This window comes from Martinezella sp. CNPSo 3890, assembly GCF_057784455.1.
The window spans coordinates 579,597-598,185 of record NZ_JBXSOR010000002.1 but is presented as its reverse complement, the minus strand read 5'-3'; the positions used below and the strand labels follow the sequence as shown (position 1 = coordinate 598,185).

Sequence of the window (18,589 nt, the reverse complement as noted above, 5' to 3'; positions counted from 1 at the left end):
CCGAGAATACCGGATCTGACAAAAGGCCGCTTAGGCGGCCGAAAAGGGGAACGAAGATGAAAAACAGAAAAATGCTTGCCGCCGTATTCGGCATGATTGCCTCCCTTGCTCCGCTGACCGCCGGCGCCAAAGACTGGACGCAGGTGAAGGTCGGCATCGAAGGCGCGTTCCCGCCGTGGAACCTGATGGATTCAAGCGGCAAGCTTGCCGGCTTCGACGTCGATCTCATCAACGATCTCTGCAAGCGCGCCAAGGTCGATTGCGAGTTGATCACCGGCGAATGGAACGCGATGATCCCAAGCCTGAATGCCGGCAAATTCGATCTGGTGATGACGCTCGGCATCAACGATAAGCGCAAACAGGTGGTCGATTTCACCGTACCCTATGCGAGCGGTGTCGCAAGCTTCCTGCTCGTGAAGGATGGATCGGTTTCACCTCTCCCGATGACGGGTGAGCGGCTCAATCTCAACGACAAGGCGAAAGCGGATCCGGTGATGGCGGAGATCGGCAAGGCCTTGAAGGGCAAGACGGTCGGTGTCGTCCAGTCGACCAGCCAGGAGCAGCTGATCAATTCCTATTTCGGATCCGATGTGACGGTGCGTGCCTATAAGAGCTCCGGAGAGCGCGATCTTGATCTCAAGGCAGGCCGCATCGATGCCGGCTTCGACAGCGGCGTCTATGAAACCTCCGTACTCGCCAAACCCGGCAACGACGATCTGATGATGTCCGGCCCCCTGGTGAAGGGTGCGATGTTGGCAACGGAGGTCGCTCTCGGCATGCGCAAGGGCGAGACCGATCTGAAGGCGAAATTCGACGATGCCATCAAGCAAGCGGCCAAGGATGGCACGATCAAGCAGCTCTCGGAAAAATGGAGCAAGATCGACCTGACGCCGACCTTCGAGGCCAATTGAGCGCGTCCCGCATCCACCGTTCCCGGCCGAGGCTAAGACCATGACTTCCCCTGCGCACATCCATTCTTTCAGGTCAAGCGGATGAACCAGCCAACCCTATTCGAGCTTGCTGGCTTCGGTCCGGATGGCTGGGGTCATGCTCTCCTGGCCGGCGCCTGGATGACCATTCTTGTCGCGATTTCCGGCTATGCAGTCGGCGCCTGCATCGGAACGCTCGGCGCGTGGGGCAAGATCGCCGGCAACCGGATTGCACGCGCCACGGCGGATGCCTATACGACGGTTCTTCGCGGCATCCCCGATCTGCTGGTCATCTATCTCTTTTACTTCGGCGGCAGCGCGGTCGTCACGGCCATCGGTAAGATGTTCGGAGCGGAGGGCTTCCTCGGTTTTCCGGGTTTCCTCGCCGGTTCCCTGGCCGTCGGCGTCACGTCCGGTGCGCAGTTCACGGAGGTGCTGCGCGGCGGGTTCAAGGCCGTGCATCCCGGTGAGATCGAGGCCGCCATCGCCTGCGGAATGCCGCGCTGGCTGCGCCTGCGCCGGATTATCGCGCCGCTGACCTTGCGTCATGCGCTGCCGGGGCTCGGTAACGTCTGGCAGGTTGTTCTCAAGGAGTCGGCGCTGGTCTCGATCACTGGCGTCGCCGAATTGCTGCGTCAGGCGCAGGTCGGCGCGGGCTCCACGGGACTGCCGTTCGATTTCTACCTGATCGCAGGGGTGATCTATCTGATGATCTCGACCCTATCCAGCCTGATCATCCAGCAAGCAGAGCGCCATCTGTCGCGCGGTGTGAGGAAACGCTGATGGATTGGCAATTCCTTGAAGAGACTTTCGTGAGCCTTGTCGCGGCGATCCCGTTGACGATCGAACTCGCGGTGACGTCGATCTGCCTCGGCGCCATCCTCGCATTGCTTCTGGCGCTTGCTCGCCTATCGGGCGTCACCGTCCTCGACTGGTTTGCCCGGCTCTACGTTTTCGTCTTTCGCGGCACGCCGTTGCTCGTCCAGATCTTCCTGATCTACTACGGTCTTGGCCAGTTCCCCGTCATCCGTCACAGCATTTTCTGGCCATTTCTGCGCGATCCCTATTGGTGCGCCGTCCTGGCGCTGACACTAAATACCGCGGCCTACGCCAGCGAAATCATCCGCGGCGGTCTGCTCTCGGTGCCGCATGGGCAGGTGGAGGCTGCGCGCGCCTGCGGCATGCATCGCCTCATGATGTTCCGGCGCATCATCCTGCCGCTTGCCATCCGCCAGGCGCTGCCGGGCTACGGCAACGAGATGATCTCGATGGTGAAGGCGACATCGCTTGCCTCGATCATCACGCTGATGGAAGTCACGGGCGTCGCGGCGAAGATCATTTCGGAGACCTACCGCGCTATCGAGGTCTTCGTCGTTTCAGGTGCCATCTACCTGGTGATCAACTTCGTGCTGACACGCCTCATCCAGTTTGCCGAGTATCGGCTGAGCCCGCATCTGCGCCCGCCCGTGCCGGTGACGCACGATACCGCCGCCGGGGCGGCCCCCGTAGGAGATCCGCGATGACTGCCACGCCAATCGCACTCAGCGTGCGCGACATGCACAAGAGCTTTGGACCGATCGAGGTGCTCAAGGGTATCTCGCTCGATGCGCTGGAAGGCGACGTCGTCTCGATTCTCGGTTCTTCAGGCTCCGGAAAATCGACATTCCTGCGATGCATCAATTTGCTGGAGACGCCCGATTCCGGTGAGGTGACCGTGGCGGGCGAAACGATCCGCATGCAGCGCACAGCCCGCGGCGCCCATCGTCCAGCCGATGGAAGGCAGGTCGATCGCATCCGTTCCCAACTCGGCATGGTGTTCCAGAGCTTCAATCTCTGGTCCCACAAGACGGTGCTCGAGAACGTGATCGAGGCGCCCGTCCACGTCCAGGGCCGTTCGCGCGCCGAATGCATCGAGGAAGCGGAAGCGCTGCTCGCCAAGGTCGGCATCGCCGACAAGCGCAATTTCTACCCGGCTCATCTTTCGGGGGGCCAGCAACAGCGCGCGGCCATCGCGCGCGCCCTCGCCATGCATCCGAAGGTCATGCTGTTCGATGAACCGACATCGGCGCTCGACCCCGAGCTCGTGGGCGAGGTCCTGAGGGTCATGCGCGCGCTCGCCGAGGAGGGACGCACCATGCTCGTCGTTACGCATGAGATGGGCTTTGCGCGCGATGTCTCGAGCCGCGTCATCTTCCTGCACAAGGGCGTCGTCGAGGAAGACGGCAAGCCGCAGGATGTCTTTGCCGGTTCACGTTCCGAGCGCTTCCGCCAGTTCATCAGCCAATAATTTCAAGTTCAATCACAATGGGGAACTCGATCATGAAATACCTGACCGGACTTCTAACCGCGCTCATAATGGTCGCCACGTTCGCGACGGCGAGCGTCGTGCGCGCCGAGGACAAAAAGTGGACGCATGTCACCATCGCGACCGAAGGCGCTTTTCGTCCATGGAATTTCACCAAGGCGGACGGCAGCCTGGACGGATATGAGATCGAACTGATCAAATATCTCTGCGATCACATGAAAGTCGAATGCACGACCGTCATCCAGCCCTTCGACGGCATGATCCCGGCACTCAATGCGGGTAAATTCGACGCGATCATTTCCGGCATGTCGGCGACCGCCAAGCGGGAGGAGGTCATTGCCTTTAGCGATTCCTACGGCACCACCGGCCAGACGTTCGCAACCCTGAAGGATTCCCCGCTTGCCGATCTTCCCATGAAGGGCCAGGTGTTTTCCCTCGCGACGGATGAAGCCGGCGCGGTCAAGGCGCTGAAGGAACTCGAACCGATGCTCAAGGGCAAGACGATCGGCGTGCAGACGGCATCGATCGCGGCAACCTTCCTCGACAAATATCTGAAGGGCGTCGCCGATATTCGCGAATACAAGACCACCGAGCAGCATGACCTCGACCTGAAGGCCGGCCGCGTCGATCTCATCATGGCGTCGATGGCCTATCTGTCGACGGCCGCGGCAAAACCCGGCAATGAAGATATGACCGTGACCGGACCGCGCTTCCAAGGCGGCCTCCTCGGCCGGGGCAGTTCCGTCGGTCTGCGCAAGGACGACACCCAGCTGAAGGCGATGTTCAACGATGCGATCGCGGCGGCAAAAGCCGACGGTACGATCGCGAAGCTGTCTCAGAAATGGTTCGGCTTCGACGTGACCCCGAAGTAAATCCAGAGCGAGGCTAAACGGTCGCCCCCGCTGCATGCCTTTGATCGTGCCGGGCAACCGCAGCGAAATGCTCTTTCAAACCTGTCATCCCGATGACGCGCAGGTCATCGGGATGATCTGGATGGCCGGCTCAGGCGCGTCGGCGAGATTTGCCTGGGTGCCAAGGCGATTATTTGGCCGTCAGGCGGCGTTATTGCAGTCGGATCGAGCTAGGCGTTCTCGATCGTCCTTGCATTGACGGAATGGAATTCCAGAATTGCACGACTGCTGTGCAACCACACCGGACAGCTTGGTCTACCATCACCCTTCCGATCGGTTGAAATAAGTCCGGTGTCGGCAATCCATCTATCTTCGCCGATCAGTCCACGCTCAGAACGATTTTTCCTTGGACGTGCTCGCTTTCCAGGGTTCGTTGAGCGTCTGCGGCCATATCAAGCGGAAAAACCTTGTGAAGCAGGACTTTGACCTGCCCTTGTTCTATCAGATCGACGATTTCATGAAGCTGGCCCGCATTCGGCGTGGCCATATAGCCGGCAACCCGAATATTACCGGATACGGTGTCCGGTCGTTCCGGCTCGCCTAGTGTCGACACCAGAACGCCTCCGTTCTTGATAACTTCGAACGAGCGCTTTTGTGTTTCACCCCCGACAAGGTCGAAGACCATATCGACGGGATCGAGCATATCCTCGAAACGTTCGGACTTGTAGTCGATGACCTGATCCGCGCCAAGGCGCCGGGCAAGATCGATGTCCAGCCCCGAAACAGTCGTTGCGACCCAAGCTCCCTTGGCCTTCGCGAACTGGATCGCGAAATGGCCCACGCCTCCACCCCCTCCATGGATCAGAACCCGCTGCTCGCTTCGAAGGCGGCCATGATCAAACAATCCCTGCCATGCGGTCATGGCGGCGAGCGGAATGGCCGCGGCTTCCTCGAAACTGATCGAGGATGGCATTTTCGTGAGCAACGCAGCCGGAACGGCGACATATTCCTCGTAGCCGCCCCGCTTCGTGTCGAGGAACGCGATTACGCGATCGCCGCTGGCAAAGCCGGTTGCTTTGCGACCAAGAGCCTCGACAGTGCCCGCAAGATCGCGTCCGGGAACGATCGGCAGGTCATCTTGCTTGACCGCGGGATAGCCACCCTTGCGGATCTTCCAATCGACAGGATTGACACTTGCCGCCGCGACCCTGACCAAAATCTCGTTTTCACCGGGGGAGGGCCGTTCGATCTGGTCAAGCCGCAAGACATCGGCATCGCCGAACTCATGCATTCTAATGGCCATCATCTTGGGCATGTTAAACCGCCTTTCCAGGAATTATGGCTGTCGCCGGCGTAAGACCGCCGCCGACATCACGACCGATTGATGAATTTATTGAAGCGACTTTCGCGACCGTCCTCCGTCTCTTCCTGATGGAGGAACGCCAACTTGTTATCGTCGAAGATCCGGAAGAATTCGTCCCAGCCGATTTCTTCGAAGTTTTGCTCGGGCTCACCAAAATCGATCCGCAAAAGGCCGCCATTGCCGCCGGCGCTTTTCACACGTGATGGACGGCCGTCTCTTGCTTCCACCCATTTACGGATTGTTTCATGGTCCGTGGTTGTTTTCGATGCGGACATGGCGTCGTTCCTTCGATAATTGCTGGTTCAGGTCTGCGAATGCGCTCCACCGGGTCTGGAGATTTCGGCGAGCGCGGGACCGGCGGACCCATCAGCCATGGAAACAGCGAGATCTCCGAGCGAGAGTATGCCGACCAGCCGCTTGTCTCGGTTGAGCACCGGCAGCCGCCGCACCTGGATGTTCCCCAGGTTTGTCATCACGTCGTCGACATCATCGTCTTCGAAGCAGTATTTAACTTCTGCCGACATCACGTCACTGATCCTGGTGTCGGGTCCCTTGCCGCGTGCGACAGCGCGGACTGTAATGTCGCGATCCGTGATCATGCCCACGAGCTTGTCGTTCTCGCCGACAGGAAGAACGCCGGCATCCAGATCGGCCATCATGACCGCGGCGTCGCGAATGGAATGATTAGGATTTGCGACGCGCACGTCGCGCGTCATTGCTGCGTTCACTTGCATGTCTCTGTCCTCCTTGAAAGAGAGACCCCAACTCGCGTGGGCATCCAGAGTTCCTTCATCGGAGCAAAGGCAGCTGAAAAATGCATCGCCGACTGCCAAAGCGGAACTTTCAGCCATGCTCCTGAGCTTGCGCCATCTTCGGCGAGCCACCACCGCGCGCTCAACCTGCACGCGCTTCTCCGCAATAAATTATCCAGAGGGAACTTTCGATTTCCTGGTCGATTAGATCGCCGACGCTGTCCAAGCTTTTAGAAATCCGCATTCAACATCAAGGAGCAAGTCAATGGATGATGATGAAGCCAAGCGCCGCGAGCGAGCTTATAGGATCTGGGAGGAAGAAGGGCGGCCCGACGGACGCGATCTCGATCATTGGCAACGGGCCGAAGAGCAGCACCAAGATACGGAACGCGAAGCAGAAACATCTCCGGTCTCTAAAGGCAAAGGGAAAAAAGCAGCCTACGGGCGTCCTATTCGTGAATAACGCTCCGTAAGTCCGCCGGCGTCTGTGTGAGGATTGTCGAGGAATTCGGTTGACCAGACGTCCGGAACAGGCCCGCAACGCCTGATCGACTTGCCGCCCACAAAAACGTCAAGGAGACATCCATCATGAGCTGGACTGGAATTTGGCGCAATCAATATGGCTCGACGGTCAAGATCACCGACGAGCAGGATGGTTTAATCAGAGGGACATTCAAGACCGCGCTGCAAGACAGTGTCTTTTTTGGCTCCGAGTTGCCGGTGGCTGGCGTTTGGTTCGATGATTGCATAAATTTCGCTTTTGGAATGGCGGGCGAAGGTTCGACCTCCATCTGCTCGTTCACCGGAATGTTGCGAGAGAAAAAGCTCCAGACGATCTGGCATGTTGTGACCAGCAGGAAGCCCGAGCAATCCGGTCGGGCGCGAGAGCTCGGTTGGGCTCATTCCGTGCAAACCAACGCCGATACGTTCGAACAGATATCCTAGCGAGCGCCGTGGAGTGTCGGTTCCAGCCGGACGTTGCGTATCAGCATCCCAAGAGCGAAGGGAGTTGATGCGCTATCCTCCCTCCAGTCCGACCCGCCCACGGCTTAGAGCCTGAGCTTAATTCAGCCGCAGCAAGAGGTCGTTGTATTTCGATTTTCTTCTATGAGCCATCGATTGCGCGACTTATAGCTCGCTGGCCGGGCGCCGGCTCGATCATGTATCCAATCGGCCTTTGTAGCCTGTGGCATCGGACTCCGGCCCACATTTGCGGTCTTTTACGAGTAAGGACCCTTTTCCCACGCCTGCAATAGAATCCTCGCGGTTGGTTCTCCGTATCAGCGCTTGCCCTAAACGACGGGCTGGCGATAGAAGCTCACCGACGCGCTTTAAAGGCGGGATGAATTCGGAGCCATACGCCATCTCAGTGGCTCGCGAACCCTGCCAGAAACTGCTCGGACCGTTGTCCTGAATGGCGCCCACGAGCTTCATCATTTTGCCGCTCATGAATGGAGTCCGACGGAAACAAAGCCGTTCCGCGTGTAATGCGCAATCAGCCTTCAGTTGGAGAGAGCGAGCAATAAAATCCGATGTTCGCCAAGCCTCGGTCTTTTCCGACGCTGACAATCGTCTCAGAGACCCTCTTGCCGATTTCCGTATCCGGCTTCGTTGCGGCGAACCGCGAACATGTGCGGATAGATGCTCGCCGGTTTCCTTCTCTCTCCGACCGTGGCGCAATTAGGTGGTCCGTTCCGCCGCGCGCGGACGCCACTTGATCAGGCGAGCTTCGACGAAATCCAGGACGAGATCGATCAATAGGACGAACACCGCCAGGATGAAGATGCCCGCGAAGACGCCGACGGCATCGAAGTTACCTTCCGCCTGCGCGATGAGGTATCCCAGGCCGGCCGACGCACCCAGATATTCACCGATGATGGCGCCGACGACCGCGAACCCCACGGATGTTCGAAGCGAAGACAGAATCCAGCTCGCCGCGGCCGGGAAATAGACGTGACGCAGCAGCTCGGACTTCTTCGCGCCGAGGATGCGGGCATTCGACAGCACGACGGGATTGACTTCACGCACGCCCTGCATCGCGTTGAAAAAGGTCACGAAGAACACGAGCGTGACGGCGAGCGCCACCTTGGACCAGAGCCCCAGACCGAGCCAAAGGACAAAGATCGGAGCAAGGACCACGCGCGGAATGGCGTTCAGGCCTTTGATGAATGGATCGAGGATCCGGGCAGCCGAGCGCGACAGGCCGAGCCATACGCCTGCGGCCACGCCGAGAGCCGTGCCGATAACGTAGCCGAGCACTGTTTCGGTCAAGGTAATGGTCACATGCTTGAAGAAGCTGGGATCGGCAACCCATGCGAACACCTGCTTTATGATATCGACGGGCGAGGGAAAGAAGAAGACATCGACCACGCCGAGATTCACGCCGATCTCCCAACCGCCGACGATCACCAGCAGCAATGCCAGTTGGGTAAGTCTCTCAGTCATGGCGTTCATAGCTTTTCTCCACTTCACCGCGCAGGGAAGCCCAAATATTACGATAGAGGTCAGTAAAGCGGGGATCGAGCTTGATCTCCGCGACATCGCGAGGACGCTCCAGATCGACAGGGAAACTGTCGATGACGCGCGACCGGGGACCTGACGCCAGAACCACGACACGATCCCCCAGGGCAATCGCTTCCTCGAGATCATGCGTAATCAGAACCACAGCCCGCCGCTCTTCCTGCCACAGGCGAAGCAGTTCGTTTTGCATGAGATGCCGGGTATGAATGTCCAAGGCGGAGAATGGCTCGTCCATGAGGATGACTTTCGGCCCCGTTATCAGCGCCTGCGCCATTTGCACACGCTTACGCTGGCCGCCGGAAAGCTGATGCGGATAGCGGTCCTCGAAGCCTTTAAGACCGACCTTGGCCAGCCATTTAAGGGCCTGCTCCCGGCGCTCGCCAGCGCCGACACCTTGGAACAAGGGCCCCAGTTCCACGTTCTCGATCGCGGTTTTCCAAGGGAATAGCGCGTCCTGCTGAAATAGATAGCCGATGTTATTCTGGACGCCCGAGACCACGCCGCCATCAATCGAGACCGAGCCCTTTGCCGGCTTCAGAAGTCCGGCGATCGCATTCAGGATCGTGCTCTTGCCACAGCCTGTCGGCCCCACGATGGCGACGAATTCACCATCGGCCACCGTCAGATTTACATCCTGGACCGCGACGAAGGAGCCAAAGGACATGGTGACATTTTCGATTGCCACCATTGCCTTGGACGACGCCGCTGCATGAGGTGTCTGTGTTGCCGGCTTTAAGGCTGTCACGGACATCTTAACCTCCCTTAGTTCGATGCCGTCGCCGGCACCTTAGCTACAAATTCGTTGGTATAAGTCTTGGAAAGGTCGATCTTGGCAGCCTTGACCTTGTCGTTGAACGATGTCAGGACATCGAGAGGCGTCTTGATATCTTTTTCGTCGAGCAGCCCGTCCGTGGAAAAGATCTGCCGCGCGTTTTCAACCGCCTTGATATAGGTTTCCTTGTCGCCCGAAATGAATTCCGGCGGAAGCTTTTCGACGATCTCCGCGGCGCTGTGCGTCTTCATCCATTGAAGCGCCTTTACCGTTGCATTGGTGACCTTCTGAATGGTCTCCGGATTTTTGGAGATGTAGTCCTGCGTGGCGTAAAGGACCGATGTCGGATAGATGCCGCCATAGATTTCCTTGGCGCCATCGTCGTTGCGGGCATCGATCAGGATCTTTCCGACGCCTTTCTCGACAACGAACGTCGCCGCGGGATCATAATTGACGAGCAGATCGATCTTGCCCTGCTGAAGAGCCGCCACTGCCGCGGCGCCCGATCCGACGCCGATGATCGAAACGTCGTTCGCCGAGAGCTTATGCCGCTGAAGATAGTAGCGAATAAAGAAATCCGAGGATGAGCCCGGAGCGGTGATTCCGATCTTGGCGCCCTTGATCGTTTCCGGATTTTTCGGATCGAATTTCGCGTCCTTGCCGCCTGCCAGAACGAGCCCGGAATTGCGCCCGAGCTCCACGAAGGCAATAACGTGCTTGTTCTGCGACTGCATCTGAATCGTATGGTCGTAAAAGCCGACAGCAACGTCCGTCGAGCCGGCAACCAGCGCCTGCAGGGTTTTCGAACCACCCGACGCGAAGTTTTCGACTGTGACCTCCAGCCCCTCTTTCTCATAAAGGCCCAAGCCCTGCGCGACCGGGAAAGGCAGGTTGTTGAGGTTGTAGGAACCGACGCTTATGCGAACAGGTTCCGCCAAAGCCGTTCCGGACAGCGCTACCGCTGCCGCGAGTGCGAGAATAAGCTTTTTCATTTGATCTCCTCCATTTTGGCACCCTCCCGGCACCATAGGTTGATTGATTATGCTGCACAAACCAGCGTTTTGGCAGGCTTTGCAAAGACATGGCCCTCGAACAGCCTGCGCGCCGTGCGAAGAATCCCGGCGACGAGCTTCCCATCCCGCAACTGCAACTTCACGTCCAGATGGCCGCTGGGATGTTCGATGGAAAGCACGATAGGCGGTGTTTGAACGCCGATAAGGCGGGATGCGACGGTGTTTTCGCTTACACAGGCCGTTGCGATCCCGACAGCGCCTGTCGTCGCCAGTGACGGATGGCATTCGTTCGGCATGAAGTAGCGAACGTTCAATGCGCCGCCTTGTCGGGCGGGAGAGATGAGGACCGGTTTCGGAGTGACTTGACCGCGAACGTCACCCATTCCCATTTTCTCGCCGGCGAGGATGCGAAGGTCTTCCAGCCGTTCGATCAACGAATGATTGCTGTTCAGTTCGGCAGCGCTCTCGTATCCGGTCACGCCAAGCGAGGCTGCCTCGATCAGGAGCATCGGCATCGCGCAATCGATACAGGTCACATCGATGCCGGCGATCGTCTCTGTCGATTTGCCGCTTGGAAAAAGCTCACCCGTTCGCGCACCCGCCGCATCCTTGAACGTGAGCGCGATCGGAGCGGCCTGACCGGGTACGCCGTCAATTCTCGCGTCGCCGAGATAGGCGACTGCACCATTCGGCGTCGGAACCTCGGCTTCGATCATCTTGCCGGTGTTGACGTTGAAGATCTTGACGAGGGTGGTGTCTCCCGCGACCGGCACAAGCCCCGCCTCTATCGCGAACGGCCCAACAGCCGCCAACATGTTCCCGCAATTGGGTGAGGTATCGACGATCTGCCTGTCGACACGAACCTGCGCGAACAGATAGTCCACATCAGCACCGGGCACCGTTCCCGGTCCGCAGATGGCAACTTTGCTGGTGACCGGATTTCCTCCTCCGATACCATCGATCTGAAGCGGATGCCCCGAGCCCATCACGGACAAAAGCACCTGATCCCGCTCGGCCGGGTCCTGTGGCAGGTCCGACGCCAGAAAGAACGGGCCTTTCGAGGTGCCACCCCGCATCAGGACACACGGTATGGAGAGTAAATCATTCATGCGTTTTTCTCGCCATATGATGTGATTATCGTATTAATTCGCCTTGTTATTGCTATTATGGAATTAATGATTGATATGTGAAATGCTAAAATCGAGGACATTGATACGAAATGAACATCAATTGTGAGATCCTTGACCTTAGAGCCTTCCTCGCCGTGGTCGAGCTGCAGGGCTTTCATCGCGCGGCCGATCAGCTGAACATGTCGCAACCGGCGCTCAGCCGCCGCATTCAAAAGCTGGAGCAGGCGATCGGCGCGCCGCTGCTGGAAAGGACGACGCGCCATGTCGCGGCCACCGCTCTTGGAACCGAACTCGTGCCTCTGGTGCAGCGTATGCTCGAAGAATTCGACGGTTCGCTGTTTTCGATGCGGGAACTGGGAGCCAAGCGCGGAGGCCTGGTAACGATTGCATGCCTGCCGACGGCAGCATTTTATTTCCTGCCTTCCGTCATCCGCCAGTTCAACCATGAATATCCGAATATCCGGCTTCGGATCCTCGATCTGACTGCGACCGAAGCACTTCAGGCTGTGGCGCGCGGCGAAGTCGAATTCGGAATCAATATCATGGGAAGCTCGGACAGCGATCTGGTCTTCGAGAGGCTAGCGGAAGACCCGTTTGTCCTGGCGGCCAAGCGGGACCATCCGCTAGCGGAAAAGAAAGAGGTCCGATGGCAGGATCTCGAGCCTTATCCCCTCATTACGGTTCATCGCTCGAGCGCCAACAGGACTTTGCTCGATGCCGCTCTGGCCAGATCCAACATCAAGCTCAACTGGTTTTACGAAGTGACCCATCTTTCCACATCGCTCGGCCTAGTGGAGGCGGGGCTTGGGATTTCCGTGCTGCCGAAAATGGCGACCCCCCAGGGAGAACATCCCTTCCTGATCACGCGTCCCATCAGAAACCCCGAGATCTCGCGCACCATCGGCATTGTGCGCCGCCGCGGAGGCACCTTGTCCCCCGCTGCAGAGCATTTCATGCGCATGCTGATCGGGGCGTGGCGACAGATTTAGGGCACTTCTCTATTCCGCGTGTTAAGGTCAAGCGCTGGTAGCGGCTCGGTGCAGTTCGAACGTGTCCGGGTCGAGGCACACAAAACTCTTGCAACTTATTTCCGTACGCCTTGACGCCAAAACAAAGTTACTTAATCTAAACCTGGGCTATGCGATCCGCTGGGAGGGAGAGGGGCGCGGGGCCGGCGATCAACTCGCGCTGATTTATTTTCTCCCCCGTCGTCAGTTGCCGATTTCCCGATAGGATCCGCCAATGTCCCTCACTATTGCCCAACGCCTTGATCGCCTGAAAGTCCGCACTACGGAGCTTGCGCATTGGCGCGACAGGAAAAGTCTCGCGATCGACGGCTGGACCTTCGATGGGGAGCCGATTGCGCATCATCAGGACTGGCCGCATCGTGAAGGGACGGTTCGCTTTGCCGCCAAGGCAACGGGGCCGCGGGACTGGCCGCTTGAACAAACCCGCCTGCAGCTCGATCTTGGCGGCGAGAGCCTGCTGACGCTGCGTTACCCTGATGGCGAAGCGGAGACCTTCGGTCTGGACCCCTATCACCAGGAGTTTCCGATCAAGGGTCGCGACTTCCAGATCACAACCGAGAGCGTCGCGCGTTTTCCCTTCGGCGAGCCCAATAGGGCGCCGAAGCTGAACAAGGCGCGATTGATCTGGCTGGATGAGGCCGTCCACCGGTTGCATCTTCTGCTGCAGCAGATCGGCGAGGCTGCCGATATTCTCGATGGCCATGAAGCGGTGCCGCATCTGATCGATGCCGCCGAACGGGCGCTGCGCAGTCTCGACTGGCCATCGGAGACATCAGCCTATATCTCGCGCACCGGAGGGGCGGCAATGCAGCAGAAGATCTGGGAGCTGCCGGAACTTCAGGGCGATCCGGCCGGTCTCAGCGACGCGCAGAGCGCTTCCGCCGCCGCTGCTTATGATCGCCTGCTGGCCCAGCTGAAAGAGCTTCAGGCGCGTTTCCCGCAAAATGGCGAGCTGCTGCTGACGGGTCATGCCCATATCGATCTGGCCTGGCTTTGGCCCTATGGCGAGACGCGTCGCAAGATGCGCCGCACCTTCAATACAGCGCTTTCGCTGATGGAACGCTCCGACGATTTCCGCTTCAATCAATCGACCGCCCAATATTATGCGCAGATGGAAGAGGACGATCCGGAACTGCTCGAGCGCATTAAGAAGAAAGTTACCGAGGGAAAATGGGAAACCGTCGGCGGCATGTGGGTCGAGCCGGATACCAACATGCCGACCGGCGAGAGCCTCGTGCGCCAGGTTCTCTATGGTCAGCGCTATTTCGAAAAGCATTTCGGCCTGCGTCATAGCGTCTGCTGGCTGCCGGATTGTTTCGGCTTTTCAGGTGCCTTGCCGCAAATCCTGCGGCTTGGGGGCATCGATAGCTTCTTCACGATCAAGGTGAACTGGAGCGAAACCAATCACATTCCGTCCGATCTCTTCTGGTGGAAGGGGCTCGATGGCAGCAAGGTGTTGACCCATACATTCGACAATCCCATGCAAGGCTACAACGGCTTCGTGCAACCGGATTGCTTCGTGCCGACCTGGAAGAATTTCCGCGGCAAGATGCAGCACGACACCTCGTTGCTGGCCGTCGGCTACGGCGATGGCGGTGGAGGCGTCACGCCGGAGATGGTCGAGCGTGAGGTACAGCTGCGCGACTTCCCGGCGATCCCGAAGGCGCGCTGGGGGACGGTAAAGAGTTTTTACGAAAAGGCGCACCTCACCGCTAAGGACAAGGAACTTCCGGTCTGGGATGGCGAAATCTACCTCGAACTCCATCGCGCAACGCTGACGACGCAAAGCGGCGTCAAGCGCAAGCATCGCCAGGCCGAACGCGCCCTGATCACGGCGGAGACGCTGGCCTCGCTCGCCCATATGCTGGGCGCCGCCAAACCTCAAAGTCTTGAGGCCGATTGGCGCGTCGTTCTGAAAAACGAGTTTCACGATATCCTTCCCGGATCGAGTATTCGCGAGGTCTACGTGGATGCCGAGCGGGAACTTGACGACGTAATCGGCAAGGCCAAGGCGGAGCAGGCAAGTGCCCTGGAGACGCTGTCGGCCCATCTTCCTCTTGGCGGGGTCGCCGATGCGCTTGTCGTCGTTAACCCGTCTTTGTCGGCGCGCCCGCTCACCGCATTGCTGTCTGATGGAACGGTTCTGGCCTCCGCTGATCCCATCGCGCCTCTTTCCGTCGCGGTCTTCGATCGCGAGGCGATAAGGCCGGCCGGGGTTCTGAAAGCCGATAGCAATCACCTCGAAAACGAGCATTTGTCTATCGTCATCGGTCAGGACGGAGCCGTCTCGAGTCTTGTTCACAAGGCAACGGGGCGGGAGGCGATCGAAGGGGCCGCCAACCAGCTCTGGGTCTATCCCGCCGACAAGCCACGTAACTGGGACGCCTGGGACGTGGACGCAGATTATGCCGAGAAAGGCATCCGGCTCGAACAGCCGGAGAGCATTGCCTTGGTCGAGGAGGGGCCGCATCGTGCAGCGATCCAAGTTGTCTATCGATATCGCAACTCGACCGTGACCCAGTTGTATGTTCTGACGGCCAATGCCCGGAGACTGGATATCGAGACGACCATCGATTGGCATGATCGGCGAACGCTGCTCAGAACCCTGAATCCGGTCGCCGTGCGGTCGCGCACAGCGACTTTCGAATGCGCCTTCGGGGTCGTGGAGCGGCAGACGCATACCAACACCTCGTGGGAGCAGGCGATGTTCGAGGCGGCGGCACACCGCTTCGTCGATCTGAGCGAGCCCGGTTTCGGCGTTGCCTTGCTCAATAATGCCAAATACGGTCATAGCGCCCGCGGCAATGTCATCGGCATGAGCCTCGTGCGCTCGCCGATCTATCCCGACCCACTCGCCGACGAAGGCCAGCAGCGCTTCACCTATGCGCTGATGCCGCATGAGGGCGCCTGGTATGAAGGCGGAGTTCTATCGGAGGCGATCGATCTCAACCAGCCGTTGGTCAGCATGGAGGCAAGCGGTCTTGCGGCAGGCACCTTGTCGCCAATTGACATCGAAGGTACGCCGGTCGCCTTCTCAGGCCTGAAACCGGCCGAGGAAGGGGAGGGCCTTATCCTGCGGCTTTACGAACCGGCCGGTCGGCGCGGCCGTCTCTCTCTGACACTGCCGTCGGGATGGCAGGCTTCGGGGCCGCTAAACATCCTCGAAGAGCCAATGGAGCGCGCAGGCCCTGCCGATATCATGCCGTTCGAAATCCGGACATGGAAGTTGCAGCGGACCTAACGAGGGATTAGTTCGGCGCCTTCCTACTCCAAAGAGCCGCCTTCTCAGCGGCTCTCCAGGATCCGCATAAGCCGGCCGCGATAGCTGTCGAGAATGACTGCGAGCACGATGACGGCGCCGATGACGATCGGCTTGATGTTGTCGTCGGCGCCCAAGAGCTGCAACCCCGTCGACAGCACCTGCAGAATACAGGCGCCAACCAGTGTCCCGATGATCGAGCCCTTGCCGCCGGATAGGCTGGTGCCTCCGATAATCACGGCCGCGATGGCGTTCAATTCATAGCCAATGCCGGCGACCGGACTGCCGACATTGAGGCGTAGCAGATAGACCATGGCGGCAATGCCGGCGGTCAGTCCGGAGATGGTGAAGACCGCTATCTTGTATTTTTTCGGTTCATGGCCCGAGAGGCGGACCGCCTCCTCATTGGTGCCGATCGCGAAGACGAAACGTCCGAATACGGTGTAGCGCAGCACGAACCAGCCGATGAGGACGACGACGATCGCGATCAGGAAGATCGAGGGAAGAACACCCCAGAAAATCAGATTGCCGAAATCGACGAAGGGCTGCGGCAGGCCGGTGATGGTGGAGTTGTCGCTGACGACACGCGCAAGGCCGCTCGCGACGTTGAGCATGCCGAGCGTGACGATGAAGGATGGAAGTTTCCACTTCTCGCATATCCATCCATTGATGGCGCCCAGGATCGCGCCGGCCCCCATCGAGGCGAGCGATGCAAGAGCGATCGCCTGCCACGGAGAAAACCGCGGATCGATCATGATCGTCGCGCCGATGACCGTGCAAAGTGCCAGCAGCGATCCGACGGAAAGATCGATGCCGCCCGTGAGGATGACGAAGGTCATGCCGGCGGCGAGCACCGTGTTGATAGCGATCTGCACGAAGATCTTCAGGAAGTTCTCCGGCGTCGCGAAATAAGGCGCCGTCAGTGAGAAGAAGATCAAGATCAGGACTAGGGCGATAGCGACGCCGGCCTCTTTCATCGAGATCCGGATGAGCTTGTCCCAGACGCTGGCCTCTTTCGCCTCGGTCGTCTTTTCAATGTTGCCGGACACGACTGTACTCCTTGTAAGCGAGCGAGAGGATCCTGCTCTCGTCAAATTGCTCTCGGGGTATTTCCCCGGCTATCTTGCCGTCCGAGAAGACGATGATGCGATGGCAAATGCTCATCAGTTCCGGCAGGTCCGAAGATACGACGAGGACGCCTTTCCCCTCGGCGGCAAATTTCCACAGGAGCTCGTAGATCTCCGCCTTGGCGCCGACATCGATGCCTCGGGTCGGCTCGTCGAAGATCAACACCTTGGGGCCGCGAAACAGCCATTTGGCGATGACGACTTTCTGCTGGTTGCCACCCGAAAATGTCCTGACGGCCTGATGGATGGATGGTGTCTTTATCCGCAATTCACGCACGAGGCGCTGGGCGGAATCATCCTCCGCCTTGCGCAAAATCAATCCGTTGCGGGAGATCTTACCGAGATTGGTGATGGTGCTGTTTTGCGCGCAGCTCATATCGAGCATGAGACCTTGAATCTTGCGGTCTTCGGTCGCGAGACATAGTCCTGCGGTTACGGCGTCCCTGGGCGAGGCAATCTCGACCGGCTCGCCGTCTATGCGGATTTCGCCGGCCGCCTTGATATCGGTGCCGAATATGGCCCGGACCGCCTCGGTGCGGCCGCTGCCGACAAGCCCGGCAATGCCGACGATCTCTCCCTTGGCGACGGAAAATGACAGCTCCGGGCTATGGTTCGTCACTTTGAGGCCGGCGACGCCGAGCGCCTCGCCGGAGATGGCGCTGTCGCCGCGAAAGGCGTCATGCTGCGCGAGTTCGCGCCCGACCATGAGTTCGACGATTTTTGGAATTCCAAGCCCTTCGAGCGGCCGCGTCATCACATGCTGCCCATCGCGCAGGATGGTCACGTCATCGCCCACCTCGAAGATCTCTTCGAGGCGGTGCGATATGTAAAGCGTGGTGACACCCCGCGCCTTCAGTCGCTTCAGAATCTCAAAGAGGCGGTCGACTTCTTTCGAGGTTAGGGTCGCCGTCGGCTCATCGAGGACGAGAAGCTTGCTTTCATTGGACAGCGCCTTGGCGATTTCGAGAAGCTGAAGCTGGGCGACGCTCAAGCTGCTGGCAAGCGTCGTCGGCGCCACGTTGAGGCCGACTTCCGCCAGCAGTTCCGTCGCCCTGGCATTCATTTGCTTATAATTTACCAGGCCGTATCGGCGCGGTAGATGCTCAAAGAGCAGGTTTTCGGCAACGGTAAGATTGGAAAGTGGGTGCAGCTCCTGGTGAATGACCCGGATGCCCGCCTGGAACGCTTCCAGCGGAGACGACGGATGATAGGCTTTGCCGTCAAACAAGATGCGGCCATCATCCGGCTTGAAGACGCCGCCAAGCAGATTGATCAGGGTCGATTTGCCGGCGCCGTTTTCGCCAAGAAGAATGTGGCCCTTGCCGCGACCGATCTCTATCGAGACATCCTTCAGGGCCACGACGCCCGGGAAGCGCTTGCCTATTCCTTCCAACTTCAGGATGGCGTCATCTACAGTCTCTGGCACGTCCACCTCATCAGCGTTTCCGTTTTTGAATCGGAGATGGCGATCTTCCTCGCGCCGCCTTCCGCTGGGCCTAACGCCTCGCGGTAAAAGGCCGACCAGAAGATCGATCGGAAA

Annotated in this window: 18 protein-coding genes; 9 read left to right on the top strand and 9 right to left on the bottom strand. The window is 59.0% G+C overall.

Going from position 1 to position 18,589, the window contains the following annotated elements:
- Positions 1-56 precede the first annotated feature (56 nt).
- From AC13RC_RS08930 to AC13RC_RS08910, 5 genes are all read left to right on the top strand, one after another.
- A complete protein-coding gene (locus tag AC13RC_RS08930; protein ID WP_488556953.1) occupies positions 57-911 on the top strand; it encodes a transporter substrate-binding domain-containing protein in 855 nt (284 codons plus the stop codon).
- An 81-nt stretch (positions 912-992) separates the two neighbouring features.
- Positions 993-1,712, top strand: a complete 720-nt coding sequence (locus AC13RC_RS08925) for an ABC transporter permease (protein ID WP_112721666.1) — start codon at positions 993-995, stop codon at positions 1,710-1,712.
- On the top strand, positions 1,712-2,452 hold the full coding sequence (locus AC13RC_RS08920) for an ABC transporter permease (RefSeq protein ID WP_113420714.1): 741 nt from the start codon (positions 1,712-1,714) through the stop codon (positions 2,450-2,452). Before AC13RC_RS08925 ends, AC13RC_RS08920 begins: the two co-directional genes overlap by 1 nt.
- Positions 2,449-3,216 carry an ABC transporter ATP-binding protein gene (locus AC13RC_RS08915; RefSeq protein ID WP_113353350.1) on the top strand — a complete coding sequence of 256 codons (768 nt, stop codon included), beginning with the start codon at positions 2,449-2,451 and terminating at the stop codon, positions 3,214-3,216. Before AC13RC_RS08920 ends, AC13RC_RS08915 begins: the two co-directional genes overlap by 4 nt.
- A gap of 32 nt (positions 3,217-3,248) precedes the next feature.
- A complete protein-coding gene (locus AC13RC_RS08910; protein WP_113353349.1) occupies positions 3,249-4,106 on the top strand; it encodes a transporter substrate-binding domain-containing protein in 858 nt (285 codons plus the stop codon).
- A gap of 358 nt (positions 4,107-4,464) precedes the next feature.
- Here the strand turns inward: AC13RC_RS08910 and AC13RC_RS08905 are convergent, their stop codons facing one another.
- The 3 genes from AC13RC_RS08905 to AC13RC_RS08895 are packed head-to-tail and all read right to left on the bottom strand — an operon-like array spanning position 4,465 to position 6,182.
- Positions 4,465-5,400, bottom strand: a complete 936-nt coding sequence (locus AC13RC_RS08905) for an NADP-dependent oxidoreductase (protein WP_233788492.1) — start codon at positions 5,398-5,400, stop codon at positions 4,465-4,467.
- Positions 5,401-5,456: 56 nt separating this feature from the next.
- The gene (locus AC13RC_RS08900) at positions 5,457-5,723 is read right to left on the bottom strand and encodes a hypothetical protein (RefSeq protein WP_113353348.1); all 267 of its coding nucleotides are present in this window, start codon (positions 5,721-5,723) and stop codon (positions 5,457-5,459) included.
- Between the two features lie 27 nt (positions 5,724-5,750).
- Entirely contained in the window at positions 5,751-6,182 is a 432-nt protein-coding gene (locus AC13RC_RS08895; protein WP_113353581.1) for a CBS domain-containing protein, read from the bottom strand.
- 283 nt (positions 6,183-6,465) lie between these two features.
- Here AC13RC_RS08895 and AC13RC_RS08890 point away from each other — a divergent pair, with 283 nt between their 5' ends.
- The gene (locus tag AC13RC_RS08890; protein WP_488556952.1) at positions 6,466-6,663 is read left to right on the top strand and encodes a DUF2934 domain-containing protein; all 198 of its coding nucleotides are present in this window, start codon (positions 6,466-6,468) and stop codon (positions 6,661-6,663) included.
- A 125-nt stretch (positions 6,664-6,788) separates the two neighbouring features.
- On the top strand, positions 6,789-7,145 hold the full coding sequence (locus AC13RC_RS08885; RefSeq protein WP_113420715.1) for an avidin/streptavidin family protein: 357 nt from the start codon (positions 6,789-6,791) through the stop codon (positions 7,143-7,145).
- 735 nt (positions 7,146-7,880) lie between these two features.
- Here AC13RC_RS08885 and AC13RC_RS08880 read toward each other — a convergent pair.
- The 4 genes from AC13RC_RS08880 to AC13RC_RS08865 form a co-directional block, all read right to left on the bottom strand.
- Positions 7,881-8,654 carry an ABC transporter permease gene (locus AC13RC_RS08880; RefSeq protein ID WP_113331803.1) on the bottom strand — a complete coding sequence of 258 codons (774 nt, stop codon included), beginning with the start codon at positions 8,652-8,654 and terminating at the stop codon, positions 7,881-7,883.
- On the bottom strand, positions 8,638-9,408 hold the full coding sequence (locus tag AC13RC_RS08875) for an ABC transporter ATP-binding protein (RefSeq protein ID WP_488557043.1): 771 nt from the start codon (positions 9,406-9,408) through the stop codon (positions 8,638-8,640). The genes AC13RC_RS08880 and AC13RC_RS08875 overlap by 17 nt, the downstream gene beginning before the upstream one ends.
- Positions 9,409-9,482: 74 nt before the next feature.
- A complete protein-coding gene (locus AC13RC_RS08870) occupies positions 9,483-10,484 on the bottom strand; it encodes an ABC transporter substrate-binding protein (protein ID WP_488556951.1) in 1,002 nt (333 codons plus the stop codon).
- Positions 10,485-10,531: 47 nt separating this feature from the next.
- Entirely contained in the window at positions 10,532-11,614 is a 1,083-nt protein-coding gene (locus AC13RC_RS08865; protein ID WP_113353343.1) for a 4-oxalomesaconate tautomerase, read from the bottom strand.
- 110 nt (positions 11,615-11,724) lie between these two features.
- On the opposite strand from AC13RC_RS08865, the gene AC13RC_RS08860 reads away from it, so the two are divergent.
- Together AC13RC_RS08860 and AC13RC_RS08855 are read left to right on the top strand one after the other, a co-directional pair.
- Positions 11,725-12,624, top strand: a complete 900-nt coding sequence (locus AC13RC_RS08860; RefSeq protein WP_113331799.1) for a LysR family transcriptional regulator — start codon at positions 11,725-11,727, stop codon at positions 12,622-12,624.
- Between the two features lie 253 nt (positions 12,625-12,877).
- A complete protein-coding gene (locus AC13RC_RS08855) occupies positions 12,878-15,904 on the top strand; it encodes an alpha-mannosidase (RefSeq protein WP_113353342.1) in 3,027 nt (1,008 codons plus the stop codon).
- A gap of 44 nt (positions 15,905-15,948) precedes the next feature.
- Here the strand turns inward: AC13RC_RS08855 and AC13RC_RS08850 are convergent, their stop codons facing one another.
- Positions 15,949-16,971 carry an ABC transporter permease gene (locus tag AC13RC_RS08850; protein ID WP_112338060.1) on the bottom strand — a complete coding sequence of 341 codons (1,023 nt, stop codon included), beginning with the start codon at positions 16,969-16,971 and terminating at the stop codon, positions 15,949-15,951.
- Entirely contained in the window at positions 16,955-18,481 is a 1,527-nt protein-coding gene (locus AC13RC_RS08845; protein WP_488556950.1) for a sugar ABC transporter ATP-binding protein, read from the bottom strand. The genes AC13RC_RS08850 and AC13RC_RS08845 overlap by 17 nt, the downstream gene beginning before the upstream one ends.
- Positions 18,482-18,589: the final 108 nt, after the last annotated feature.

Excerpts from the sequence above, each read along its gene's own strand:
- AC13RC_RS08875 (WP_488557043.1), bottom strand. The coding sequence starts at position 9,408 with ATGGTGGCAATCGAAAATGTCACCATGTCCTTTGGCTCCTTCGTCGCG.
- AC13RC_RS08915 (WP_113353350.1), top strand. The coding sequence starts at position 2,449 with ATGACTGCCACGCCAATCGCACTCAGCGTGCGCGACATGCACAAGAGC.
- AC13RC_RS08865 (WP_113353343.1), bottom strand. The coding sequence starts at position 11,614 with ATGAATGATTTACTCTCCATACCGTGTGTCCTGATGCGGGGTGGCACC.
- AC13RC_RS08855 (WP_113353342.1), top strand. The coding sequence starts at position 12,878 with ATGTCCCTCACTATTGCCCAACGCCTTGATCGCCTGAAAGTCCGCACT.
- AC13RC_RS08900 (WP_113353348.1), bottom strand. The coding sequence starts at position 5,723 with ATGTCCGCATCGAAAACAACCACGGACCATGAAACAATCCGTAAATGG.
- AC13RC_RS08890 (WP_488556952.1), top strand. The coding sequence starts at position 6,466 with ATGGATGATGATGAAGCCAAGCGCCGCGAGCGAGCTTATAGGATCTGG.
- AC13RC_RS08860 (WP_113331799.1), top strand. The coding sequence starts at position 11,725 with ATGAACATCAATTGTGAGATCCTTGACCTTAGAGCCTTCCTCGCCGTG.
- AC13RC_RS08880 (WP_113331803.1), bottom strand. The coding sequence starts at position 8,654 with ATGAACGCCATGACTGAGAGACTTACCCAACTGGCATTGCTGCTGGTG.
- AC13RC_RS08920 (WP_113420714.1), top strand. The coding sequence starts at position 1,712 with ATGGATTGGCAATTCCTTGAAGAGACTTTCGTGAGCCTTGTCGCGGCG.
- AC13RC_RS08885 (WP_113420715.1), top strand. The coding sequence starts at position 6,789 with ATGAGCTGGACTGGAATTTGGCGCAATCAATATGGCTCGACGGTCAAG.
- AC13RC_RS08870 (WP_488556951.1), bottom strand. The coding sequence starts at position 10,484 with ATGAAAAAGCTTATTCTCGCACTCGCGGCAGCGGTAGCGCTGTCCGGA.
- AC13RC_RS08930 (WP_488556953.1), top strand. The coding sequence starts at position 57 with ATGAAAAACAGAAAAATGCTTGCCGCCGTATTCGGCATGATTGCCTCC.
- AC13RC_RS08905 (WP_233788492.1), bottom strand. The coding sequence starts at position 5,400 with ATGCCCAAGATGATGGCCATTAGAATGCATGAGTTCGGCGATGCCGAT.
- AC13RC_RS08895 (WP_113353581.1), bottom strand. The coding sequence starts at position 6,182 with ATGCAAGTGAACGCAGCAATGACGCGCGACGTGCGCGTCGCAAATCCT.
- AC13RC_RS08925 (WP_112721666.1), top strand. The coding sequence starts at position 993 with ATGAACCAGCCAACCCTATTCGAGCTTGCTGGCTTCGGTCCGGATGGC.
- AC13RC_RS08910 (WP_113353349.1), top strand. The coding sequence starts at position 3,249 with ATGAAATACCTGACCGGACTTCTAACCGCGCTCATAATGGTCGCCACG.